21 protein-coding genes, 1 tRNA gene, 1 pseudogene and 2 riboswitches are annotated in these 23,457 nt (G+C 52.6%); of the genes and pseudogenes, 11 read left to right on the top strand and 12 right to left on the bottom strand.

Going from position 1 to position 23,457, the window contains the following annotated elements; genetic code table 11:
- The first annotated feature begins 28 nt into the window (after positions 1 to 28).
- Positions 29 to 1,936: a molecular chaperone HtpG gene (gene htpG / locus KZZ10_RS03350; protein WP_259660095.1), complete on the top strand. Its 1,908-nt coding sequence runs from the start codon at positions 29 to 31 to the stop codon at positions 1,934 to 1,936.
- Here htpG and ampD read toward each other — a convergent pair.
- Genes ampD through KZZ10_RS03335 form a run of 3 tightly spaced genes read right to left on the bottom strand, consistent with a single transcriptional unit; the run spans position 1,925 to position 3,626 of the window.
- Positions 1,925 to 2,497 (bottom strand): 1,6-anhydro-N-acetylmuramyl-L-alanine amidase AmpD, encoded by a 573-nt coding sequence (gene ampD / locus KZZ10_RS03345; RefSeq protein ID WP_259660094.1) that lies wholly within the window; start codon positions 2,495 to 2,497, stop codon positions 1,925 to 1,927. The genes htpG and ampD overlap by 12 nt on opposite strands.
- A 12-nt stretch (positions 2,498 to 2,509) precedes the next feature.
- Positions 2,510 to 2,770 (bottom strand): PP0621 family protein, encoded by a 261-nt coding sequence (locus KZZ10_RS03340; RefSeq protein WP_259660093.1) that lies wholly within the window; start codon positions 2,768 to 2,770, stop codon positions 2,510 to 2,512.
- A gap of 1 nt (position 2,771) precedes the next feature.
- Complete coding sequence (locus KZZ10_RS03335) at positions 2,772 to 3,626, bottom strand: cytochrome C assembly family protein (RefSeq protein ID WP_259660092.1); 855 nt, start codon at positions 3,624 to 3,626, stop codon at positions 2,772 to 2,774.
- Positions 3,627 to 3,654: 28 nt separating this feature from the next.
- On the opposite strand from KZZ10_RS03335, the gene ffh reads away from it, so the two are divergent.
- Positions 3,655 to 5,067, top strand: coding sequence for a signal recognition particle protein (gene ffh, locus KZZ10_RS03330; RefSeq protein WP_259660091.1), 1,413 nt, complete (start codon positions 3,655 to 3,657; stop codon positions 5,065 to 5,067).
- Between the two features lie 23 nt (positions 5,068 to 5,090).
- Here ffh and trmB read toward each other — a convergent pair.
- Positions 5,091 to 5,747 (bottom strand): annotated as a pseudogene (gene trmB / locus KZZ10_RS03325) (tRNA (guanosine(46)-N7)-methyltransferase TrmB); the annotation flags it as partial.
- An 11-nt stretch (positions 5,748 to 5,758) separates the two neighbouring features.
- Positions 5,759 to 5,959 (bottom strand): sulfur carrier protein ThiS, encoded by a 201-nt coding sequence (gene thiS, locus KZZ10_RS03320; protein ID WP_259660089.1) that lies wholly within the window; start codon positions 5,957 to 5,959, stop codon positions 5,759 to 5,761.
- A 79-nt stretch (positions 5,960 to 6,038) separates the two neighbouring features.
- On the opposite strand from thiS, the gene KZZ10_RS03315 reads away from it, so the two are divergent.
- Positions 6,039 to 6,112: transfer RNA gene (locus KZZ10_RS03315), tRNA-Gly, on the top strand.
- A gap of 22 nt (positions 6,113 to 6,134) precedes the next feature.
- Here the strand turns inward: KZZ10_RS03315 and KZZ10_RS03310 are convergent.
- The gene (locus KZZ10_RS03310; RefSeq protein WP_259660088.1) at positions 6,135 to 6,608 is read right to left on the bottom strand and encodes a hypothetical protein; all 474 of its coding nucleotides are present in this window, start codon (positions 6,606 to 6,608) and stop codon (positions 6,135 to 6,137) included.
- An 83-nt stretch (positions 6,609 to 6,691) separates the two neighbouring features.
- Between KZZ10_RS03310 and KZZ10_RS03305 the strand changes: the two genes are divergently transcribed.
- Positions 6,692 to 7,429 carry a sulfurtransferase gene (locus tag KZZ10_RS03305; RefSeq protein ID WP_259660087.1) on the top strand — a complete coding sequence of 246 codons (738 nt, stop codon included), beginning with the start codon at positions 6,692 to 6,694 and terminating at the stop codon, positions 7,427 to 7,429.
- On the opposite strand, the gene metG is transcribed toward KZZ10_RS03305, so the two are convergent.
- The 4 genes from metG to KZZ10_RS03285 are packed head-to-tail and all read right to left on the bottom strand — an operon-like array spanning position 7,426 to position 10,931.
- On the bottom strand, positions 7,426 to 9,510 hold the full coding sequence (metG, locus tag KZZ10_RS03300) for a methionine--tRNA ligase (protein ID WP_259660086.1): 2,085 nt from the start codon (positions 9,508 to 9,510) through the stop codon (positions 7,426 to 7,428). The two genes, KZZ10_RS03305 and metG, sit on opposite strands and share 4 nt — an antisense overlap.
- 41 nt (positions 9,511 to 9,551) lie before the next feature.
- Positions 9,552 to 10,103 (bottom strand): chromate transporter, encoded by a 552-nt coding sequence (locus KZZ10_RS03295; RefSeq protein WP_259660085.1) that lies wholly within the window; start codon positions 10,101 to 10,103, stop codon positions 9,552 to 9,554.
- Positions 10,100 to 10,648 carry a chromate transporter gene (locus KZZ10_RS03290; RefSeq protein WP_259660084.1) on the bottom strand — a complete coding sequence of 183 codons (549 nt, stop codon included), beginning with the start codon at positions 10,646 to 10,648 and terminating at the stop codon, positions 10,100 to 10,102. The genes KZZ10_RS03295 and KZZ10_RS03290 overlap by 4 nt, the downstream gene beginning before the upstream one ends.
- Positions 10,649 to 10,661: 13 nt before the next feature.
- Positions 10,662 to 10,931, bottom strand: a complete 270-nt coding sequence (locus KZZ10_RS03285) for a hypothetical protein (protein WP_259660083.1) — start codon at positions 10,929 to 10,931, stop codon at positions 10,662 to 10,664.
- A gap of 38 nt (positions 10,932 to 10,969) precedes the next feature.
- Between KZZ10_RS03285 and apbC the strand changes: the two genes are divergently transcribed.
- The 7 genes from apbC to gcvP all read left to right on the top strand — a co-directional run bounded on the left by apbC (position 10,970) and on the right by gcvP (position 21,092).
- Entirely contained in the window at positions 10,970 to 12,058 is a 1,089-nt protein-coding gene (apbC, locus tag KZZ10_RS03280; protein ID WP_259660082.1) for an iron-sulfur cluster carrier protein ApbC, read from the top strand.
- Between the two features lie 90 nt (positions 12,059 to 12,148).
- A complete protein-coding gene (gene dcd, locus KZZ10_RS03275; RefSeq protein ID WP_259660081.1) occupies positions 12,149 to 12,715 on the top strand; it encodes a dCTP deaminase in 567 nt (188 codons plus the stop codon).
- 83 nt (positions 12,716 to 12,798) lie between these two features.
- Positions 12,799 to 15,060 carry an arginine/lysine/ornithine decarboxylase gene (locus KZZ10_RS03270; RefSeq protein WP_259660080.1) on the top strand — a complete coding sequence of 754 codons (2,262 nt, stop codon included), beginning with the start codon at positions 12,799 to 12,801 and terminating at the stop codon, positions 15,058 to 15,060.
- 33 nt (positions 15,061 to 15,093) lie between these two features.
- Entirely contained in the window at positions 15,094 to 16,293 is a 1,200-nt protein-coding gene (locus tag KZZ10_RS03265; protein WP_259660079.1) for a BaiN/RdsA family NAD(P)/FAD-dependent oxidoreductase, read from the top strand.
- 59 nt (positions 16,294 to 16,352) lie between these two features.
- Positions 16,353 to 16,460, top strand: a riboswitch (glycine riboswitch).
- Positions 16,461 to 16,487: 27 nt separating this feature from the next.
- Positions 16,488 to 16,597, top strand: a riboswitch (glycine riboswitch).
- Positions 16,598 to 16,676: 79 nt separating this feature from the next.
- Positions 16,677 to 17,777 (top strand): glycine cleavage system aminomethyltransferase GcvT, encoded by a 1,101-nt coding sequence (gene gcvT, locus KZZ10_RS03260; protein ID WP_259660078.1) that lies wholly within the window; start codon positions 16,677 to 16,679, stop codon positions 17,775 to 17,777.
- A 59-nt stretch (positions 17,778 to 17,836) separates the two neighbouring features.
- Positions 17,837 to 18,217: a glycine cleavage system protein GcvH gene (gene gcvH / locus KZZ10_RS03255; protein ID WP_259660077.1), complete on the top strand. Its 381-nt coding sequence runs from the start codon at positions 17,837 to 17,839 to the stop codon at positions 18,215 to 18,217.
- A gap of 10 nt (positions 18,218 to 18,227) precedes the next feature.
- Entirely contained in the window at positions 18,228 to 21,092 is a 2,865-nt protein-coding gene (gene gcvP, locus KZZ10_RS03250) for an aminomethyl-transferring glycine dehydrogenase (protein ID WP_259660076.1), read from the top strand.
- 81 nt (positions 21,093 to 21,173) lie between these two features.
- On the opposite strand, the gene KZZ10_RS03245 is transcribed toward gcvP, so the two are convergent.
- Together KZZ10_RS03245 and KZZ10_RS03240 are read right to left on the bottom strand one after the other, a co-directional pair.
- Positions 21,174 to 23,069: a DUF945 family protein gene (locus KZZ10_RS03245; RefSeq protein ID WP_259660075.1), complete on the bottom strand. Its 1,896-nt coding sequence runs from the start codon at positions 23,067 to 23,069 to the stop codon at positions 21,174 to 21,176.
- Between the two features lie 28 nt (positions 23,070 to 23,097).
- On the bottom strand, positions 23,098 to 23,457 hold a 360-nt coding region (locus KZZ10_RS03240), incomplete at its 5' end, for a dihydrofolate reductase (protein ID WP_259660074.1).

Genomic DNA, 23,457 nt, shown 5'->3' with positions numbered 1-23,457 from the left:
CCCTGTGGATAACTTTTTGGTGAGTACTATGAATCAAACAACATCATCTTCTGACGCATCGCAAACTTTGGGTTTTCAGGCAGAGGTTAAGCAGCTGCTGCACTTGATGATCCACTCTTTGTATAGCAACAAGGAAATATTTTTGCGCGAGCTGGTGTCTAACGCCTCGGACGCCTGCGATAAGCTGCGCTTCGAAGCCATTGATCAGCCTGCGTTGCTCGATGGCGAGGGTGAACTGCATGTCCGTGTTGATTTTGACAAAGCGGCACGTACGATCACGATCTCGGACAACGGAGTGGGCTTGTCCCGAGAAGAGGCCGTAGCCAACCTGGGGACAATCGCTCGCTCGGGTACCCGCGAGTTCTTTTCAAAGTTAACGGGTGACAAGCAGAAGGATGCACAGCTGATTGGTCAGTTTGGTGTTGGTTTTTACTCCTCCTTCATTGTTGCGGACAAAGTAACGGTTCGTAGTCGTCGTGCTGGTGCTCCGGCCGATCAAGGAATTATTTGGGAGTCAGACGGGCAAGGTGAGTTCACGATCGCGGCATCAGAAAAAGCGACGCGCGGTACGGATGTTGTTTTGCATCTGCGCGCGGATGAGGATGAGTTTCTAAGCGGCTGGAAATTGCGTGAAGTTTTACGTCGCTATTCGGATCACATCTCTTTGCCGGTACAAATGTTGAAGGAAGAGTGGGACAAGGACAAGTCCGAGCAAGTTAAAACAGACGAGTGGGAGTCGGTTAACCAGGCTAACGCCTTGTGGACGCGCAGCAAGTCAGAGGTGTCCGATGAGCAGTACCGGGAGTTCTATAAGCATGTTTCACATGACTTTGATGACCCGCTAGCGTGGACACACAATCGTGTCGAAGGGCGTAGCGAATATACACAACTGCTTTATGTGCCGAAACATGCGCCGTTTGATATGTGGGATCGCGATGCGCGGCGCGGAGTGAAGCTCTACGTGAAGCGTGTATTCATTATGGATGACGCAGAGCAAATGCTACCCTCCTATTTGCGCTTCGTCCGCGGGGTGATTGATTCTGCCGATTTGCCGCTGAATGTCTCGCGCGAACTTTTGCAAGAGAGTCGTGATGTTAAGGCGATCCGAGAGGGATCTACTAAGCGTATCCTGAGCCTGCTTGAGGATCTGGCAGAGAATAAAAAAGAGGATTACGCGACCTTCTGGACCGAATTTGGCCAGGTGCTCAAAGAGGGAACGGGCGAAGACTCCGGCAATATCGAGCGAATTGCAAAGCTCTTGCGCTTTGCCTCGACCTACGAGGATTCTGATGCTCAGACGGTGACCTTGGCCGACTACGTTACGCGTTTTAAGGATGGACAAGACAAGATTTATTACGTTACTGCTGACAGTTACACCGCAGGACGTAACAGCCCGCATCTGGAAATCTTCCGTAAGAAAGGTATTGAAGTGCTGGTGCTGTGGGATCGTGTGGATGAATGGATGTTGTCCCATCTGCGTGAGTTTGACGGCAAGCAATTGGTTTCTGTCGCTAAAGGTGGCCTGGATCTCGAGGCGCTAGCGGATGAGCAGGAGAAAAAACATCAGACTGAAGTGGCGGAGCAATTCAAGCCCTTGGTTGAGCGTTTGCAAGAGGCATTAAAAGATCGTGTGAAAGAGGTGCGCGTCACTTTACGTTTGGTAGATTCGCCGTCTTGCGTAGTTGTTGGACAAAACGATTTGAGCCCGCATTTGCAACGTATGCTCAAAGCGGCTGGTCAGGCGGCACCGAATGTACTGCCGGTGTTGGAGATCAATCCAGAGCATGCGTTGGTTAAGCGTGTACAAAGCGCAACGGACGATAGTTTTTCTGAGTGGGCAAATCTGTTGTTTGAGCAGGCCATGCTAGCAGACGGTGCGCAGCTTCCTGATCCTACCGCCTTTGTGAGTCGGGTCAATCGTTTGTTACTTGGGTAAGGCTTCGGCCTTCCAGTTAGTCAGTCTCGCATACCTGGTCCAGTCAAAAGCTGGGCCAGGGTCTGTTTTACGGTCTGGTGCGATATGACAATGGCCACGTACAGCATCCAAGGGATAGTGCAAGCGCAAACACGCGGTTAGGTGCGTAAGCGTGTCGTACTGTTGTTCTGTGTAGGCTAGGGTATCAGTGCCTTCAAGTTCGATGCCAATTGAAAAATCGTTGCAGCGTTCTCGACCGGCGTAAGAAGATATGCCGGCATGCCACGCGCGTTGATCGCAAGAAACAAACTGTGTTGTTGTCCCATCGCGTTCGATGACGAAGTGCGCGGATACGCGCAGCCCAACAATATTTGCAAACCAAGGATCAGCTGCAATATCTAGCTTATTTAAAAACAAATCAGCGATATAGGGCGTTTTGAACTCACCAGGGGGCAAACTAATGTTGTGCAAAACGAGTAGCTCGACCTTGGTGTGTGGTGGCCGCTCGTCGTGGTTAGGCGAGGGCTTGTGCCAAATGTTAGGTCCAGGCTTTAGCCAGCCATTCGGATCAAGTTGCCACATTCGGCTTGGGTATTAACGCTGAGGACGCGCACCGAGAGATGCATGTGCTTGGCTGCAAAATCTTGCGCCGGCTTTCGTAATGGCTTCTGATTCTGGAAGATGGACACCACAATGGGCGCATTGAACCATTACTTCGGTCTCTACTCTTTGTTTCGCAGAGGCCTGTTTTGGAAGCGAGTCGTTGTACATTTTTTTTGCGGCTAGCTGCGCAAGCACACGCGTGACAAGCAGGCCACCTAAAAATGCCACAACCCAGAATAAAGTTTTTCCCATTTCAGTTTCTCTGTAAGATCACTTCAACCACAAAACGGCTACCTGTGTAGGCAAGCACGATAAAGGCGAATCCAACTAATGTATAGCGTAGCGCGATTCGCCCGCGCCAGCCGCGCGCATAGCGCCCAGCTAACAGGATACCAAAGGTAATCCAAGATAGGAGCGTAAAAATCGTTTTATGGTCAAGCGGTAACCATTTTCCGGTCAGTTGGAGTGAAATCATCGAGCCAGACAAGACCGTGAAGGTGAGTGCGGCAAAAGCGATCCAAATCACGCGGAAAAGGATTTGTTCTTGGGCGAGCAGCGGTGGTTGCGCGTCTAAAAGTCGCCCGACTGCGCTTCGAAGTTTTGTCTGTGATGGGCTAGATTCGCGAGGGAAATGCAGGCGATGGTCCAGTGCGGCCATCATCATGGCTTGTAGCGCTGAGATCGTGACCAGTGCGTAAGCACATAAGGCAATCAACAGGTGCAGCCTAAGACCCGCATCGTTGGCGTGGGCGAGTAGCTGCGCTTTTGGAAACATGGCAGCCACGAGGCAAATGAGAGCGCCGGCGGGTAATAAAAGGAGTTGCAAGCCATCAATCCGGATAATCAGACTTTCTAGCCAGAAGATGATCATGCCTAGCCAAACGGAGGCAGAAAGGGCGAGGGACCAGCTTAATTTCAGATGATTTTCTTCAAGAATGGCGAAGTAAAGGGCAATAGCGTGCAAAATAATTGCCGACAGCAAGCCTAAGCGGGCAGAGCGACCAACTTGAATCACCGGTTTGCCAGAGGCTAGAGAGCGCCAGAGCACCAAGGCTAAGACGGCGTAGGCAAACGCGGCTAAAGAGTGAAATACAATAGCGGAAGACATGTGTCTAGTGTAAAGCGAAACCGCCACCATGCTTGAAAATCTTACCCAACGCCTATCGCGTGTCGTAAAAACGATTCGCGGCGAGGCGCGCTTAACGGAAACCAATACGCAGGAGATGCTACGCGAGGTGCGATTGGCGCTTCTCGAGGCAGACGTTTCTTTGCCTGTCGTTAGGGACTTCGTCGCCAAGGTAAAAGAAAAAGCGCTTGGCGAGGAGGTTGTCGGTAGCCTGTCGCCCGGGCAAGCGCTAGTCGGCGTAGTGCACCAGGAGCTCACTGCCTTGATGGGTGGTGACTTGGGTCCAGAAGCCAGTGAATTGTCACTGGCCATGCAGCCTCCAGCGGTCATTTTGATGGCTGGTTTGCAAGGGGCGGGTAAAACAACGACGACCGGTAAGCTGGCGCGCTGGTTGTCCGCAGGTGACCACGTCCAGTACGGCCGCAAGACCGGTAAGAAAAAGGTGGCTGTAGTCAGCGCTGACGTCTATCGACCTGCTGCGATTGAACAGTTAAAGACAGTCGCTGTGCAGGTTGGAGTTGAGTGGATTGCGTCGGATGCGTCCCAAAAGCCTGAAGATATTGCCCGCTCAGCCCTCGATTACGCAAAGCGCCACCATTTTGATGTGCTGATTGTCGATACGGCCGGTCGCCTTGGTATCGACGAGGCGATGATGCAAGAAATCAAGATGCTGCATAGTGTCTTGAATCCTATCGAAACGCTGTTCGTTGTTGATGCGATGCAGGGCCAAGACGCTGTCAATACGGCGCGTGCATTTGGTGACGCTTTGCCGCTAACGGGTGTTGTATTAACCAAATTAGATGGTGATGCTCGCGGTGGTGCGGCATTGTCGGTCAGGCACGTTACAGGCAAGCCCCTAAAGTTTGTCGGCGTATCTGAAAAGCTTGATGGTCTGGAGCCTTTCCACGCAGAACGCATGGCGCAACGCGTGCTGGGGATGGGCGACATCGTTTCATTGGTCGAACAAGCCCAAAAGAATATCGACGTAGCCGAGGCACAAAAGCTCGCGGCCAAGATGAAGTCGGGCGATAAGTTCGATCTCAATGATTTTCGTGATCAGCTCGCTCAGGTCAAAAAAATGGGCGATATGGGATCTTTGCTAGAAAAACTTCCCGCGCAGTTTGCGCAAGCAGCGGGTCAATTGCAAAGTGGACAGGCTGATAAACAGCTGCGTCGTACTGAAGGCATTTTGAATTCGATGACACCACAGGAGCGCGCAAAACCTGAACTTCTCAAGGCGTCACGTAAGCGTCGTATCGCCACGGGGGCGGGAGTGCCGGTGCAGGAAGTCAATCGTATGCTTAATCAGTTCGAGCAGATGCAAGGGATGATGAAGCAAATGAAAAAGGGCGGAATGGCGAAGATGATGCGTGCCATGGGCGGCATGAAAAATCTGGCCAAACTTGGCGGTTTTGGAAGATAGGCTAGGTAAAGACAGCGCGTGCTTTAGCGTTTTTTGAAGATTAGATCCCACACGCCATGACCTAAGCGGATCCCGCGATTTTCAAATTTTGTGAGAGGTCGAAAATCTGGACGCGGAGCAAAGTTTTCAGCAGTGTTTGTAAGGCTAGGCTCTGCAGAAAGTACCTCCAGCATTTGCAGTGCGTAATGCTCCCAGTCGGTTGCACAATGCAAGTAGGCGCCCGGAGCCATTCGGCTCGACAATAACTCGATCAGTGGTGGTTGTATTAAACGTCTTTTGTGATGACGTTTTTTTGGCCAAGGATCTGGAAAATAAATGTGAACTCCCGCCAGAGAATTTGGCGCGATCATATCTCGCAGGACTTCAACAGCATCATGTTGAATGATTCGGATATTCTGAAGCGCAGAGGCCTCGATCCGCTTTAATAACGCGCCAACGCCGGCATTGAAAACCTCAACACCTAAAAAATTATCCTGCGGTCTTGCTAAAGCAATCTGTTCTGTCGTTTCCCCCATGCCGAAACCAATTTCTAGAATGGGGGGTGCTGATCGTCCAAAGGCTTGATTCAGATCGAGCCGTTCGCAGCGATAGGCAATCGACCATTTGTCTAGGTAAGTGTCTAAGGCTTGCTGCTGCCCTTGTGTCATGTGGCTGCGACGATTAACGAAGCTGCGAATATGTTGCGGATGCATTAACCACCTCCCACAGCGACGACAATTTCTAACCGGTCCGCCGAGGCGAGTAGAACCGTTGCATAGGTGCTTTTGGGCACAATTTCGCCATTTCGCTCAACTGCAATTCGCTTGCCAGCGAAGCCGAGTTGATCGATTAGTGTGGCAAGAGAGATTGAGTCGGGGAGCGTTTTAGGCTGACCGTTGAGCAGTATTTCCATGGCTGACATTGTAGTGTGTGTCGCCGGAATCTTGGTTGCTGAGAGGCATCTCGTATAATGATTGCCAGCAAGTTTAAGTGCGGGTGTAGTTCAATGGTAGAACGGCGGCTTCCCAAGCCTCAAGCGTGGGTTCGATTCCCATCACCCGCTCCAGTATTTTTAAGCGCTCAGATAATTACCACTTCAGATTGGCAGTATTAAAAATGAACTGGTTTGAGCCCTCTTGAAAAAACTCCATTTCAACGATCAGACGGCGAGAGTTGCGCAACTCAGCCAAAAATGGCGCCTCGTCTTCTACAAAAATGGTGTCCATACTTCCACTAGATGCACCGGTGGCTGCGATCGTGAAAATCTTTCCCTCGTCGAAGCGGGCAAAGAACTTACAGCCCCCGCTGCATTTGAACTGTCCTTTGCTAATAATGAAAAGGATATTTAAGCCGTCCTGTGAGCGCTCGCGGACAGTTAAATCCAAGCTTGAGCCGCCGGCGTATGGCGCGCTAAAGTTAACCTTGTTGGTGCTGGTGGTTTCGGCAAAGCGGGTCGTGGTGCCACGCATTTGATCGGTACGGGTACGATATTCCCACGCTTGCGCTTGGTACGAGGCGATCGTTAAAACAGTGGCCGCGATTAATCTGAGAAACCTCATCATCCTCTCCGTGGGCATAAAATGAATCAAATCCGTTGTCAATTTAATATATTTTAGACACTCAAGCATTTCTTTTTATTCGACTTATGACCCAAATTATCAATATTGCTGCCTATAAGTTTGTCGGGCTTGCCGACCTAGAGCAACGCAAAGCGGAAGTGCTGCTGCAGGCGCAGGCGTTGGCGCTCAAGGGGACTGTCCTGTTGACTTCGGAAGGCATTAATTTATTTTTAGCTGGTTCACAGGCGGGTATTGAGGGCTTTTTGGCGTGGTTGCGCACGGATGTGGCTTTCGCCGATTTGGAAGTGAAGTACAGTAATTCTCAAGAGGTGCCTTTCAAAAAACTTCTGATCAAAATCAAGAAAGAAATCATTCGGATGAATCATCCGACAATCCGTCCTCAGGCTGGGCGAGCCCCAGCGGTTGACGCACAGACTGCCGCACGATGGATTGCTGAAGGTAAGGATGATGTTGGCCGGCCAGTTGTCTTGTTGGATACGCGCAATGACTTTGAAGTGCAGGCGGGTACCTTTAAAGGTGCGATCAATTGGGGCCTTTCAAAGTTCACTGAATTTCCGCAAGCGGTGCTTGACCATAAAGACGAGCTTGCAGGTAAGACTGTGATCAGTTTTTGTACGGGCGGTATTCGCTGCGAGAAGGCAGCGATTTTTATGGGCGATGTGGGTGTAGAAAACGTCTACCAGCTCGATGGAGGAATTTTGAAATACTTTGAGGAAACGGGTGGCGTGGGCTATGAAGGTAACTGCTTTGTCTTTGATGAGCGCCGCAGTGTGGATGCGACGCTTAGCCCTCAGCCGGTTTAACGAATGCGCATCCCGGGCTGTGCGCCAGAGGCCGGGTCGAGTAGGTAGATTCCTGCGTCAGCGTTGGCGTCGGCATGGCTTGCGGCAAGCACCATGCCCTCTGACACGCCAAACTTCATCTTACGTGGCGCGAGATTCGCAACGAGCGCTGTGAGTCGACCAATAAGTTGCGCAGGCTCATAGGCGGATTTGATACCCGAAAACACGTTGCGATGACGGCCTTCGCCGACATCCAGTGTTAAACGCAGCAGCTTGGTTGATCCTTCAACGTGCTCGCAATTTACGATCCGAGCAACACGCAAATCAATTTTGACAAAGTCATCAATCGTGATGATTTCCGCAATCGGCTCGCCGCCAGGTACGAGCGCAGCTGCTTGGGGTGCAGCTTCTGGGGCGGGCGCCTCGAATAATGCGTCAAGCATCGTGGGCTCTACGCGTTGCATTAAATGCTTGAACGTATTGATACGCGTTGGCAGAACGCCTGCGTCAGACCAGACAAAGTTGCGAGTCAGCCCAAAGAGTTCGGTCGCGACGCGCTGGGAAAGTGCCGGCAAAATTGGCGATAACATGACCGAGAGTGCCTTGAAACCGGCTAGGGCAGACGAACAGATATGTTGCAGCGCTTCGCGTTGGGTTGTGTCAGCTTGGGCCAGCGTCTTGGCGATCAGCCAAGGTTGCGCGGCATCAAAAGCCTGATTAATCTGATCAGCGTGCGCCATGATTTCGCGGATGGCACGACCGAATTCACGCGCCTCGATATCGGCTTGTATGGCGTTTGTCGCGCTTTGCCAGTGAGCACTGAGCTTGGCAGCATCGCCAGAATATCCGAGTGCACCATCAAAGTGTTTGCTGATGAAGTTCGCAGCACGGCTTGCGATGTTGACGTATTTGCCGACCAGATCGCTGTTGACGCGTGCCACGAAATCGTCTGGATTGAAGTCGATATCTTCTACGCGCGCATTAAGTTTGGCTGCGATGTAGTAGCGCATCCATTCGGCGTTCATTCCCAGCTCGAGGTACCGTAAGGGTGAAATCCCGGTTCCTCGACTCTTAGACATTTTTTCACCGCTCACGGTGATAAAGCCATGCACATTGAGTTGGTCAGGCACTTTACGACCAGAAAACTTCAAAGTGGCTGGCCAGAAAAGAGCGTGAAAATAGACGATGTCTTTACCGATGAAGTGCACTTGTTCAGTGTCACTTGCAGGGTCAATGAGCGCATCGAAATCCAGATTGACTTTGGCGCAGTATGCTTTGAGTGAGGCGAGGTACCCAATGGGAGCATCGAGCCAGACGTAAAAGTATTTGCCAGGCGCATCCGGAATTTCAATACCGAAGTAGGGTGCGTCCCTTGAAATATCCCAGTCGCCGAGGTTTGCCTGCTCATCTCCGTTGCCAAGCCATTCGCGAGTCTTTGCCAAGACTTCTGCTTGTAAGCGTTTTGAGCCTTGCGCGTTAGCGCCGGTCGTCCACTCTTGTAAAAACTCGACGCAACGCGGATCAGACAGTTTGAAAAAAAAGTGATCTGATTTTTTTAGGACAGGTCTTGCATTGGTAAGTGTCGAGTAGGGGTCAACTAAATCTGTCGGCGCGTAGACGGCTCCGCACACTTCGCAGGAGTCCCCATACTGATCTTTTGCATGGCATTTCGGGCATTCACCTTTGATGTAACGATCAGGCAAGAACATCCCTTTGACCGGGTCAAAGAACTGCTCAATCTCGCGCGTTTCAATTAGATCGGCAGCGCGCAGCTTACGGTAGATGTCTTGGGAAAGCTCCACGTTCTCTGGCGAGTCTGTTGAGTGCCAATGATCAAAAGCAATGTGAAAGCCGCTCAAATACTGTGGTCGTTCGGCGGCGATTCGTGCCACCAACTGCTGAGGAGTGATGCCCTCTGCCTCCGCCTTGAGCATAATGGGGGCGCCATGGGTGTCATCTGCCCCGACAAAATGTACGGTGTGTCCGGCCATGCGCATCGCTCGAACCCAGATGTCGGCTTGGATGTACTCCATGATGTGGCCGATGTGGAAGGATCCGTTGGCGTACGGTAACGCAGTGGTGACGAATAGTGTACGAGGCATGGGCAACTTAGGACGAGGCGTGGAAGGGCAATCCCACGATTTTAAAGCAGTTGTACTAGGCCCGAGTAATGGACGGCCAGGGCGGCAATTGTGCTCGCCGCCATGCCCCAAATGGGATTGGCCTTGGTGTAGATGACACTGAGCGCGCTGACTGCGACTAAAACCGAGATAAACCATCCACCTGGTGCTGCGATGGCCAAGTCTAAGCCCCCCGCAATCAGTAGGCCGATGGCAAGGGGGACTAAGGCCTTTTGTGCCAGCTTAAAGCCTGCGGAACCCGCGACTTGGTTGGCAATCCGTCCCACAGCAAACGCGAGGATGGCCGCCGGCAAAACCATTGAAACGGTTGCCACCAATAGGCCTGGAAGCCCGGCGATTTGCCAGCCTAGTAGGCTCACGACAACAACGTTAGGGCCGGGCGTGATTTGTGCGATGGCAAATAGCTGGAGAAAAGTGCCATCGTCCATCCAGGCCATGTTTTCAACGATCGCCTGTCGCAAGGCAGGAAACACAGCGTTGGCCCCACCAATGGCAACAAGCGATAGCGACGCAAAGGTCTTTGCTAGCTGCAACAGGACATTCACATCGATCATTTTTTGCTAAGCCAATAGGTCAGTGCGAGTGCTGAAGGAATCAGACCAAGCACCACATAAACCAAGGGCCACTTTAAAACCAGGATACTTACTAGGACCGCGACGATGATGAGCCAACCAGCCACACCGGGTTTGATTTTTTGAGCCATTTTTAGACCTGTGCCGATAATCATTCCGGCGGCCGCCGCGGCTCCTCCGATCAGGGCCACATTTACGCCCTGGAGGTGTGAAAAATTGTCGTACAGGCTCGCAAGAATCAGCAGAATGCAGATGGGCGGAACCATGAGTCCCAACACACTGATTAGTGACCCTTTAACGCCTTGAAAGCGATCGCCTATGACAACGGAGGCGTTCACGACGTTCGGGCCAGGAAGGACCTGACCCATGCCTAGAATGGTGGCGTATTCTTTTTCAGAGAGCCATTGGCTTTTTTCGACGATGATATGTCGCGAGATCGCAGCCACTCCGCCAAAGCCAAGTAGGCCAATCGTGGCAAAACCTCGAAAAAGCTCAAAAAGACTGACGTTGCGAGTTGGCTGCGTCATGACCGCTATCGTCTCAGCGAATGTCGCGCACTTCGACGTCTGTGACGTCTTTGTTGGCGAAAGGACCTGAGGCGGGAGTGGATTTACGTTGTGATTGACGCGTCTTCCAGTATTCTCTGACTTCGAAAGGTTTGCCTCGCACCCGCGCCACAATGACTAGAATAGCGATGGCAAAAATCGTGGACAGGACAAAAATGAAGGCCATAGCGAGTCCTAACACCGTCACAACGATGAAGAGTGCTGTTTGGAGTGCACTGCGCAGTAATTTGATGATGTGGGACACGTGGGCTAGTTTCAAACAAATACGATCAAGGAATAATGATGAGTGTAACGCTAGTAGACGTGCGTGCGGCGCTAGAGCAACTGGTTGATGCCAATACCGGGCAATCTATTTCAGCCTTAGTCAAAGACACGCAGATTCAGATCGCGGGCATACGCGTCAGTGTTCAGGTAGTCTTAGGCTACTACCCGGCTGAGGGATACCTTCAAGGAATTCAGCTAGGAGTGGTTGCTGCGCTGAAGGCTTTGGGCGTACCCGATCCAGATGTGCTGGTCTCGGTCAACGTCGTGCCCCATGCGATTCAGGCGGGAGTACAGCGCGTTCCTGGTGTGCGCAACATTATTGCAGTGGCCTCGGGTAAGGGCGGTGTGGGAAAAAGCACGACCGCCGTGAACCTTGCCTTGGCCCTCAAGGCTGCGGGCGCGAGGGTAGGCCTGCTCGACGCTGATATTTATGGACCAAGCGTTCCGATCTTGCTCGGCGTGTCGCAGCGACCCGAGAGCTCAGATGGCAAGAGTATGACCCCGGTAATCGGTCATGGACTGCAGACGAATTCCATTGGGTTCATGCTCAGCGAAGACTCGCCTGCGATTTGGCGAGGTCCCATGGTGACCCAAGCGCTTGAGCAGTTGTTGCGCGCGACGAATTGGGATGACTTGGACTACCTGGTGATTGATATGCCGCCTGGAACGGGCGACATCGCGCTGACGCTATCGCAAAAAGTTCCCGTCGTGGGGGCGGTGATAGTGACTACACCGCAGGATCTGGCGCTCTTGGACGCTCGCAAAGGGTTAAAGATGTTTGAAAAGGTCAACGTGCCGGTCCTAGGCATTGTTGAGAACATGGCGATTCATATCTGCAGTAAGTGTGGGCATGCCGAGCATATCTTCGGTGAGGGCGGAGCCCAGCGCATGTCGCAGGATTACAACGTCCCCTGCTTGGGAAGCTTGCCTCTATCGATGGCGATCCGTGAGCGCGCGGATGGTGGCCGCCCCACAGTGGTGTCTGAACCGCAAAGCGATGCAGGGCGTATCTATCGTCAAATAGCAGACAAGTTAGCTGCAAAAATTGCAACACTGCCGAAGGACTTGAGTGAGAAGTTTGGGGTGATTTCGGTCAAGCGAACCTAATTGTTGGCCGTTTGTGGCTTACCCTCACCATCTGCAACAGGACGGGGGTAAAATCCGCGCTCTCGACTTTCAATTTTGAGGCGTTCGGTCATGAGTATAAAAAGCGACAACTGGATCCGCCGCGTGGCGCAGTCAGAGGGCATGATCGAGCCCTTTGAGCCTGGTCAGGTTCGCTCGAACGAGTCAGGCCGCATCGTAAGTTACGGCACCAGCAGCTATGGCTACGACGTCCGCTGTGCCGACGAATTCAAGATTTTTACCAATATCAATTCAACGATTGTCGATCCAAAAAACTTCGACGAGAAGTCATTTGTCGACTTCAAAGGCGATATTTGTATTATTCCGCCTAACTCGTTTGCCTTGGCGCGCACCGTAGAGTTTTTTCGAATTCCTCGCAGTGTGTTGACGATTTGTCTGGGCAAGAGCACTTACGCCCGATGCGGAATTATCGTGAACGTCACCCCACTCGAGCCGGAGTGGGAGGGGCACGTGACGTTAGAGTTCTCAAATACAACTCCCTTGCCCGCCAAGATTTATGCGGGTGAAGGTTGTGCGCAAATGCTCTTCTTCGAAAGCGATGAGGTGTGTTCGACGTCTTACAAGGACCGCGGTGGCAAGTATCAGGGCCAGCGCGGCGTCACGTTGCCGCGCACTTAACGCTCAGCGGGATACTCCGAATTCGATTGGCGGACCTAGCACTTGATTCTTTTCACCCTTAGTTCACTTGCGGAGCTGTTCGCATGAAATTTCGCTTTCCAATTTTCATTATTGATGAAGACTACCGATCTGAGAATGCCTCAGGTCTTGGGGTCCGTGCGTTAGCGTCCGCAATTGAAGCGGAGGGTATGGAAGTCATCGGCGTGACGAGTTACGGCGATTTGAGTTCCTTCGCCCAACAACAAAGCCGCGCCAGTGCATTTATTTTGTCGATCGATGATGAAGAGTTTGATGTGGATTCTCCGGAAGATGTGGCTGGAGCCATCAAAAATCTCCGTACGTTCATCGGCGAATTGCGATTCCGCAACGCGGATATTCCAATTTATCTGTATGGCGAAACACGCACGTCCGAGCACATCCCCAATGACATTTTGCGCGAGTTGCATGGCTTCATTCACATGTTTGAAGACACGCCTGAGTTTGTTGCGCGTCACATCATCCGCGAGGCGCGCAGCTATATAGACAGTTTGGCACCACCCTTCTTTCGTGAGCTCGTTAAGTATGCCCAGGATGGCTCCTATTCGTGGCACTGCCCCGGACACTCGGGCGGCGTGGCATTCTTAAAGAGTCCGGTCGGTCAGATGTTCCACCAGTTCTTTGGTGAAAACATGTTGCGTGCTGACGTTTGTAATGCCGTTGATGAGCTTGGTCAGTTACTAGATCACACAGGGCCGATTGCAGAATCTGAATTAAATGCGGCACGCATCTTCCACGCGGATCATTGTTACTTTGTGACAAACGGCACATCGACCTCGAATAAGGTTGTTTGGCATGCGAACGTTGCGGCGGACGATATTGTGGTGGTGGATCGCAATTGCCACAAATCGATTCTGCACGCGATAACGATGACAGGTGCGATCCCTGTTTTCCTGCGTCCTACGCGCAATCACATGGGCATTATTGGTCCAATCCCCTTGGCTGAGTTTGAGCCAGAGAGTATTCAGAAGAAAATTGATGCGAATCCATTCGCGCGCAAGGTCAAGGATAAAAAACCGCGTATTTTGACCTTAACGCAAAGCACTTACGACGGTGTGATTTACAACGTTGAAATGATCAAGGCCAAACTTGGCAATATGGTCGATACCTTGCACTTTGATGAAGCATGGTTGCCGCATGCGGCGTTCCACCGGTTCTATCAGGACATGCATGCGATTGGGCCCAACCGCCCTCGCAGCCCGAAGGCGATGGTGTTTGCGACGCACTCCACACATAAGTTGTTAGCGGGTATTTCGCAGGCATCACAAATTATTGTGCAAGAGTCCGAGACACGGAAGCTCGATCGCAATATTTTCAATGAAGCCTACTTAATGCACACGTCTACTTCGCCCCAGTACGCCATCATCGCTTCTTGCGATGTGGCAGCTGCGATGATGGAAGCCCCTGGTGGTACCGCGTTGGTCGAAGAAAGTATTCGCGAGGCTCTCGATTTCCGACGTGCGATGCGCAAGGTCGACCTAGAGTTTGGCGACGACGATTGGTGGTTCACGGTCTGGGGGCCCGATTATCTCGCCGCGCACGGTGTGGGTGAGCAGTCAGATTGGATATTGCAGTCCAATGACCACTGGCATGGTTTCGGCGATTTGGCTGACGGCTTCAACATGTTGGACCCGATTAAGGCGACGCTCGTCACCCCTGGGTTGAACATGGATGGCACCTTCGGCGAGACCGGGATACCGGCTGCCCTTGTGTCGCGATTTCTGACTGAACATGGCGTGGTCGTTGAGAAGACGGGTCTGTATTCGTTCTTCATTATGTTTACGATCGGAATCACCAAAGGACGATGGAACACGCTCTTAACTGCATTACAGCAGTTCAAGGATGACTACGATCGTAATCAGCCGATGTGGCGGATCTTGCCTGACTTCTGCAAAGAACATCGCCAATATGAGCGCATGGGCTTGCGTGACTTGTGCCAGTTGATTCATGCTGAATACAAAAAACATGACGTGGCGCGCTTAACGACAGAAATGTATTTGAGTGACATGATTCCCGCGCTTAAGCCTTCTGATGCCTTTGCCAAGATGGCGCACCGCGAGGTCGAGCGTGTTTCGATTGATCAACTCGAAGGGCGAGTCACGGGCGTGCTGTTAACTCCCTATCCGCCAGGCATTCCTCTGCTGATTCCCGGCGAGCGTTTCAACAAGACGATTGTGCAGTACCTTCAGTTTGCACGTTCGTTTAATCAAAAATTCCCGGGCTTTGAAACTTATATTCATGGGCTTGGTGAAGAGACGGATGCGGATGGCGAGAAGCGTTTCTACGTTGACTGTTTGATTGAAGAATAGTGTCGCGACACACAATGCCCCCGAGTTCACCCCGTGCCGCTCTTTGATGTAGCGGTAATTGGGGCTGGTGCCGCAGGCATGATGTGTGCGGCTGTGGCTGGTCAGCGCGGCATGCGCGTCGTGCTGCTGGATCATGCCGAGAAGCTCGCCGAAAAAATTCGTATCTCCGGCGGAGGTCGTTGCAACTTTACGAATCGCGTGGTGGCAGCCGAGCACTTCATTTCAGCCAATCCGCACTTTTGTAAGTCTGCATTGGCTGGTTTCACCCCCCAAGATTTCATTGCGATGGTGGATCGTCATGGCATTGCTTGGCATGAGAAGCATAAGGGCCAACTGTTTTGTGACCAGAGCAGTGAACTGATCATTGAAATGCTACGGGCTGAGTGCGACGACGCCGGTGTGCATTGGATGATGCCTTGTTCAGTCAGTGAGGTGAGCCAAGGCGAGGATGCGAGCGCCCAGAACTTCGTCTTGCGAACAGACCAAGGGCAAGTGCAGTGTCGCAATCTTGTGATTGCTACAGGCGGCCTGGCGATTCCGCAACTCGGTGCGACGGACTTCGGCCTAAAGCTTGCCCGCCAATTTGGTCTGAAAGTTATTGAGCCGCGGCCGGCGTTAGTCCCGCTGACCTTTAATGGCGAGGAATGGCAATCATTGGTGGATTTGGCCGGACTTGCGATTCCCTCTGTCGTTTCGACCGGGCTGGGGCGACGGATGCCTGCCTTCCTAGAGGATGTGTTGTTTACCCATAAGGGTCTGTCTGGACCGGGTATTTTGCAGATTTCCAGTTACTGGCAGCCAGGTGAGCCAATTAGCTTGGATTTAGCCCCTGATATAGATATGGAAGCGCTATTGCTTGAAGCGAAAGCCGGTGGACGTCAGCAGCTAGGTAACCTGTTGGCGAGTCTGTGGCCCAAACGGCTCTCTGAGCAGTGGCTTGGAGACTTGGCTGCCAGCCGGATTGCAGACCTACCAGACCGCATATTACGGGAGCTCGCCGCACGGATTAAGGGTTGGGCAGTTACACCTAACGGGACGTTAGGTTACAAAAAGGCTGAGGTAATGCGCGGTGGGGTTGACACCCGTGGGCTGGACCAGCGCACGATGCAGGCTAAAGCGGTGCCGGGTTTACATTTCATCGGTGAAGTCGTCGACGTAACCGGTTGGCTTGGTGGCTATAACTTCCAGTGGGCGTGGTCCTCAGCAGCTGCCTGCGGGCGAGGGCTGACTTGACCCTACTCATTTTGAGTTGTTGTAACCCTTGATTTCGCGGTATGCTGATCCCGTTGTGAACGCATGTTGCGGGAGAGAGTATTTGCCGTCTAACCCAGACGGGTAAGATGCCGCCGAAGGCGCAATTCGCCCAGAATCGCTCAGGCCCCCCATACCGTAGCTTGCATTGATGCGTACAAGAATCATGCGCATCAGCACATCACTCTGGAGAGACCCGCGACCGCAGATGGTCAAAACGGGCGCCGAAGGTGCACACCCGCGTTAAAGCGGGGCAACTCTCAGGCAAAAGGACAGAGGGGCGTATCGTCGCATTCGTCTGCGCTGCTTTGCACAGCACGCGGGCTGGGTGCTACGCCCTTTGAACTCTGTTCCGGAGCTTTTTCATGTCTGCTGTTTTAAAACGCACGCCCTTGGCCGCAACCCATGTTGCCGCGGGCGCACGCATGGTTGATTTTGGTGGCTGGGATATGCCTGTGAACTACGGTTCACAAATTGAAGAGCACCATGCAGTGCGTCGAGATGCTGGGATGTTTGATGTGTCTCATATGCTGAATGTGGATGTCGCTGGAGCGGACGCCACAGTTTTTTTGCGGCGATTGATTGCAAATGATGTGGCCAAGCTTACCCAACCAGGCAAAGCGCTCTACTCCTGTATGTTGAATCCCCAGGGCGGGGTAATCGATGATTTGATCGTCTATTTTTTTTCGCCCACCGATTGGCGTCTTGTGGTGAACGCCGGCACGGCTGACAAAGATATCGCTTGGATGCAGCGTGTGGCGGCCGCTGAAGGACTCGCAGTCACGATTACGGCGCGCAAAGATCTCGCAATGGTTGCCGTGCAAGGACCCAACGCGCGCGCCAAAGTATGGGCCGCTCGACCACAGTGGAAAGCCGTCACGCAGGAGCTGGGCGTGTTTGTTGGTGCACGTGTAGCACCTGACACGATGGTCGCGCGCACGGGCTATACCGGCGAAGATGGTTTTGAGATTGTTGTTCCCGCCGATCAGGTGGAGTTGCTTTGGAAAGAGCTGGTGGCCCAGCAAGTGCAACCCTGTGGCTTGGGTGCGCGTGACACGTTACGACTAGAAGCGGGTATGAATCTCTACGGTCAGGACATGGACGAATTGATTCACCCTAACCAAGCAGGCCTGACATGGACCGTGTCGACCAAGGATGCAGACCGTCACTTCATTGGAAGTAAGGCCATCAAGCAGTTTTCAGATCCCCGTACCTTCATCGGCCTGAAGCTGTTGGATCGCGGCGTGATGCGAGCACACATGACAGTGCGCACAGCCAAAGGACTTGGTGAAGTCACGAGTGGCACGATGTCCCCGACCCTTGGTTACTCCATTGGTTTTGCGAGATTGCCTCAAGGCATTGCTGCGGGGGATGCTGTGGAGATCGATATCCGAGGTAAATGGGTGCCCGCGCAAGCGTGCAAGCTTCCATTTGTACGGAACGGGCAGCCGGTTGTGCATCCTTGATTTAACGCATTCAGTATTCCTATCATCATTCATATTCACGAAATTTTCAGGAGATCTTTATGAGCATTCCTAGCGATCGCAAATACGCCAGCACACACGAATGGATTAAGGCAGACGGCGACGTCATGCTGGTGGGTATCACAGGTCCGGCGCAGGAGCAGTTGGGTGATTTGGTTTTCGTAGGCGATGTGCGCGTGGGCGCTAAGCTGGCGGCGGGTGCGACGGCTGGTGTCGTAGAGTCCGTCAAGGCAGCCTCTGACATTTATGCCCCAGTATCTGGCGAAGTGGTGGCTTTTAACGAGGCACTGAATGATGCGCCTGAAACAATTAACGCAAGTCCTTACAACACTTGGATTTTTAAACTGAAAGCCAATAACGCGGCTGATATCGAGGGCCTGCTCGACGCCGCCGGTTATCAGGCTGTTGCTGACGCGAGCTAAGGCGCCCATCATGTCTAACGTATTCAATACTTCACACGAATTTATTCCGCGCCATATTGGCCCGGGCGACCAAGATCAGCAGACGATGCTGGCTGCCGTAGGTGCGCCGAGCATCGAGTCTTTGATGCAGGAGGTCGTACCTGCAAACATCCGCATGTCGCGAGAGCTCAATTTGCCAGCGCCTCGCGCAGAGGCTGATGTGTTGGCCGAGATGAAGAAAATTGCTGGGCAGAATCAGGTTTTTCGTAATTACATTGGGCAAGGTTATTACGGAACGCACACCCCTAATGTGGTTTTGCGCAATATTCTTGAGAACCCCGCTTGGTACACGGCGTATACGCCTTATCAGCCTGAAATCTCTCAAGGGCGCTTGGAAGCCATTCTGAACTATCAGACGATGGTTGCAGACCTGACAGGATTGGATATTGCCAACGCGTCGTTGCTTGACGAGGGCACCGCTGCGGCAGAAGCGATGACCTTGGCACGACGTGCGTCGCATGTTGAAAGCAAGGTGTTTTTTGTTTCGCAACACTGTCATCCGCAAACGATTGAGGTGATTCGTACTCGCGCAGACGGTCTAGACATTGACGTCGTTGTCGGAGACGAAAGCAAAGGGGTTCCGGCCTGTTTTGGACTGCTGGTGCAATACCCGCACTCATTGGGGGCTGTCTCTGACTATCGTGCACTGACTGAGCAAGTGCATGCACAAGGTGGAGTGGTTGCCTGCGCGACGGACTTGCTTGCGTTAGCGCTACTTGAGCCCCCTGGCCATTGGGGTGCTGACATTGCAATCGGTTCTGCACAACGGTTTGGCGTTCCCTTTGGCTTTGGTGGTCCGCATGCGGGTTTTATGGCCTGTAAAGATGCGTTCAAACGCAACATGCCAGGTCGTCTCGTTGGTATCTCGAAAGATGCCCAAGGAGACTCTGCGTTGCGCCTTGCCTTGCAAACGCGAGAGCAACATATCCGCCGTGAAAAAGCGACTTCTAATATTTGTACCGCGCAGGTTTTGTTGGCGGTCATGGCGAGCATGTATGCGCTGTGGCACGGCCCACGGGGTGTTGTGGCCATTGCTACACGTGTGAACCAGGCCACCTCGCTGCTGCGACAGGCGCTTGTTGGCTTGGGTGTTAATGTCGCAAACACAACTTACTTCGACACGTTGTTGTTAGAAACTGGTGCACAGACAGACAAAATTCTGGCTGCGGCTCGACTAGCAAGAATTAATCTGCGCCACGTTAGCGCAGTGCAGCTGAGCATTTCACTCGATGAGACGGTCACGAGCGGCGATCTCGCGCAGCTTGTAGGGTTGTTCGCTTCGGTTGCTTCCAAAACAGCACCGTCACTCGCAGCCTCTGTTGTGGGCTTGCCTGGAGTCCCGACAGCGTTACAGCGAAAGAGCGCGATCCTCAGCCATCCTGTGTTCTCTAGCATCCAATCTGAGACGGATATGTTGCGATACTTGCGCAAACTGTCCGACAAAGACCTCGCCTTGGATCGCACCATGATCCCGTTGGGTTCTTGCACGATGAAGCTCAACGCAACCGTAGAAATGATCCCTGTCACTTGGCCTGAGTTTGCGCTGATTCACCCGTTCGCTCCGGCGGACCAGACCAAAGGTTACGATCAGATGATTGAGCGCTTGTCCAAGGACCTCTGCGAGATCACGGGGTACGATGCGATTAGCCTTCAACCTAACTCTGGAGCTCAAGGCGAATATGCAGGTCTGCTCGCCATTCGGGCATACCACCGTGCAAATGGTCAACATCAGCGCGATGTCTGTTTGATTCCATCCTCAGCGCATGGAACCAATCCTGCTTCGGCCAACATGGTAGGTATGGAAGTGGTCGTGGTCGCTTCGGACGCTGACGGCAACGTCGATCTTGACGACCTGAAGGCAAAGATCGCGAAAGTGGGTGAGCGCTTGGCTGCTTTGATGGTGACATATCCATCGACGCACGGCGTGTTTGAAGAGTCGATCACCAATATTTGCGAAATGATTCACGACGCCGGTGGCCAGGTGTATATGGACGGCGCGAACATGAACGCGATGGTTGGCGTGGCACAGCCTGGTAAGTTTGGGTCGGATGTGTCGCATTTGAATCTACACAAAACCTTCTGCATCCCGCATGGCGGAGGCGGACCAGGTGTGGGACCTGTTGGCGTGAAAAGCCATCTCGCACCCTTCCTGCCTGGTGTCGTGGGCGAGAAAGGTACGATGGCTCAAGGTGCTGCTGTGGGGCCTGTTTCGGCTGCACCGTTTGGCTCGGCCAGTATCTTACCTATCCCGTTTGTCTACATTTCCTTAATGGGCGCCGAAGGCTTGCGTCGCGCTACGGAGGTCGCGATCCTGAGCGCGAACTACGTCGCACGTAAGCTTGCAGGGCACTATCCCGTGCTGTACACCGGTCGTAATGGACGGGTGGCGCATGAGTGCATCTTGGACATACACGACATCAAAGAGTCCTCGGGCGTCACTGCCGAAGATATCGCCAAGCGTTTGATGGACTATGGATTTCATGCCCCCACCATGAGCTTTCCGGTAGCTGGTACGCTGATGGTCGAGCCAACGGAGTCTGAGGGCTTAGCCGAGCTTGATCGCTTTGTGGACGCCATGATCTCAATCCGTGCGGAGATTGCACAAATTGAGCGTGGTGAAAGAGATCGCAGTGACAACGTGTTGAAGAATGCACCGCACACAGCCAAGATGTTACTGGCTGAGGAATGGCATCACGACTACCCCCGTCAGCAAGCTGCCTATCCGGTTGCTAGTCTACGGGATGCCAAGTATTGGCCGCCGGTTGGGCGTGTTGATAATGCATGGGGTGACCGTAATCTGGTTTGCGCTTGCCTCCCAGTCGAAGCCTATGCTTGAAGGCTTTGTTGTAACACTATAAAAATCACCCGCTTATAAGCGGGTGATTTTTTGTCATCGTATTTTCGTTGAAGCGCTGCGTTACTTTCTTTCGGCGGATAGGCTTTTAGAAAACTCGCGAAGCAACTTAAAGAAGTTGTCGACCATTGTTTCCAGCGCATCGCGTTCAATGCCCCCATAGGCGCTGATATCCATTTCTAGTACAGCCTGTTCTGCATCGTTCAAAAAGGCGCGCGCCCAACGGTTACGTTGATTCCACTCATTGATTGCATTGAGCGCGACGTGGGGATTTTTCGGGAAGGTGGCTCGCATGAGTACATCTTCGCAAGTACGGTCATCGCCACAGCCGACAAAAATGAACTCAATCTTTTCAGCGCCAGTTTCAGCGGTGCCAATCTTGAGTACACGATCACCGTCCTTGTCTTTAATCTCGTCGTAAGTGAAATCGGAAGCGCTAAGCAGGCCAGTCAGTACGGCTGGATCTAAATGTTTAATTGACACGTTCTCGTCCGGAGACTCTTGAACCGCAGAAGAGCGCTCTGCTAACCAGCCGCTCGGCAGTGTCGTCCGTAGCCACTTCATGAGCGGCTCGCTTGGTGTGCGTTGACCGTTTAATCTAAAGTCTCCGTCCTGAATATTCAAATGCGCAACTAGTTTGTTGTTTTGCGCGCGACCGAGCTTCAGTTGAGAGGCCTGCTCAAGCAGTTTACGTACTTCTTGTTCTGCTTTGTTTTTGACTTGGGTTGTGTTTGCTCCAGGCGTTTGAAGGGCTTGTGCATACACCGCATTGAGCATAGGTGTTGACAGGCTAAGTGTCGCATCAAGCTCTTTGAGAGGCGCTCCCTGTAAACCAATGCCTCCGGAGTTAGGTTCCGAGGGATTTAAGGTAAAAGAAAGGGCGAGTTGGCTGCGACCTTGAGAATTCTTCCAACTAAGCGGGCTCAAACTCAACGTTGGACTTGTTTTGCTTAAAACCGCAATATGCTGCCAGAGTTTCTTGGTGTCAGCCGCAGCTGCTGACTCGCTAGGGGCTAGGCCTAGAAACTTGCGAAGCAAATAGCCGTCTTGGAAGTCCAAGAGAGCACGCAGGGCACTTCCGTTCAGCTTCTCATAGCCGAGCGAGAGATTAAACTCTCCCCATACCTTTTCGTTCAGTTTCAGCGTGCTAGCTTCGGCGGTTGTGATACCGCCGAGTAATCCATTCGCTTCACGTAGATCGGTATGCAAGGAAAATTTTTGTAAACCAAGACTTGAAGCGTCGAGTGAAGCCCAGGATAGAGTACCAATGCGGAGGTCGCGTGTCCCTGTTTGAACTCCTGCTTTCGTCGCTTGAGTATCGGTCGTTAGTTGCAGACCCTTGACTTCAAACGCTAACTTGCCATCGCTGAGCGTGACACCATCGAGGCTACCGTTACTTTTGAAAAAACTAAAGCTTGGTCCGATACGCGCATAAAGTTCGGCGGTGCCAAGCTTTATGCGCAGGGAGTCTTGGGTGTAGTCAAAGGGAAGAATCGTCCACCGAAGCGTTGCAATACCCTCCCGAGAAATGTGCGTTGTGCCTGTTACCGGTGATCGCCCACCTGTGGCATCGAACAAGGCTTCGGTTGTTGGGTTCTTCAGTACAGTGGTTTGAATCACTGCACCCGAGACAGACAGGTCTCCAGTTTGCAAGCGAGACCAGGGAAATGGACCGTGTTGTATTTGATTCGACCAGAGAATTTCACGTTGCTCAGCCTGCTTGCTCTGGTTTGTGAGTGTCAGTGCGTAGACTGCCCGGCTCGAAAATATGCCCCGATCATAGCTGCGTAGGGAAAGCTGGACTTGCTCGGACCAACTACGGGCTAAAGAGACATTGATTGATTGGGCGGCAGCTTTGGACTGCCCTTCAATGTGCATTCCAGCCTGCCAGCTTAACCCAGCATATACAAACGCTACGGCGGCAATTAAGCCCGCTGTACCGATTTGTTTTTTCTTCATGACGATGGCGTCCGTAGTGCGGGTTGTATTAATTGAGGGGGACTGCGCGACGATCGTACTGCACAATATCGTAGGCTAGGCCATTCTCGGGTGGTTGGCTGACGCGTGAGACCTCTTTCCACTGGGAAGTGTCGAGCGCCGCGAAAAATGCATCGCCCTCCACAACAGCTTTGACTTCGGTAGCGATCACATGGTCGACGAGGGGGAGTGCCTGCTGGTAGATTTGCGCGCCACCGATGATATAGGCGTGCTCATTTGGTGCGAGCCGTCTTACCGCTTCATCCAGACTGGTGACAAATTCGGCGCCAGTCGCTGCTTTGGCGTGATCTCGGCTGATGACGATATTGCGACGCCCCGGCAGTGGACGGCCTAAGGAGTCCCAAGTCTT

This window comes from Zwartia hollandica (assembly GCF_019923725.1).
Taxonomy (GTDB): Bacteria; Pseudomonadota; Gammaproteobacteria; order Burkholderiales; family Burkholderiaceae_B; genus Zwartia; species Zwartia hollandica.
This window is presented reverse-complemented; position numbering and strand designations above follow the sequence as displayed.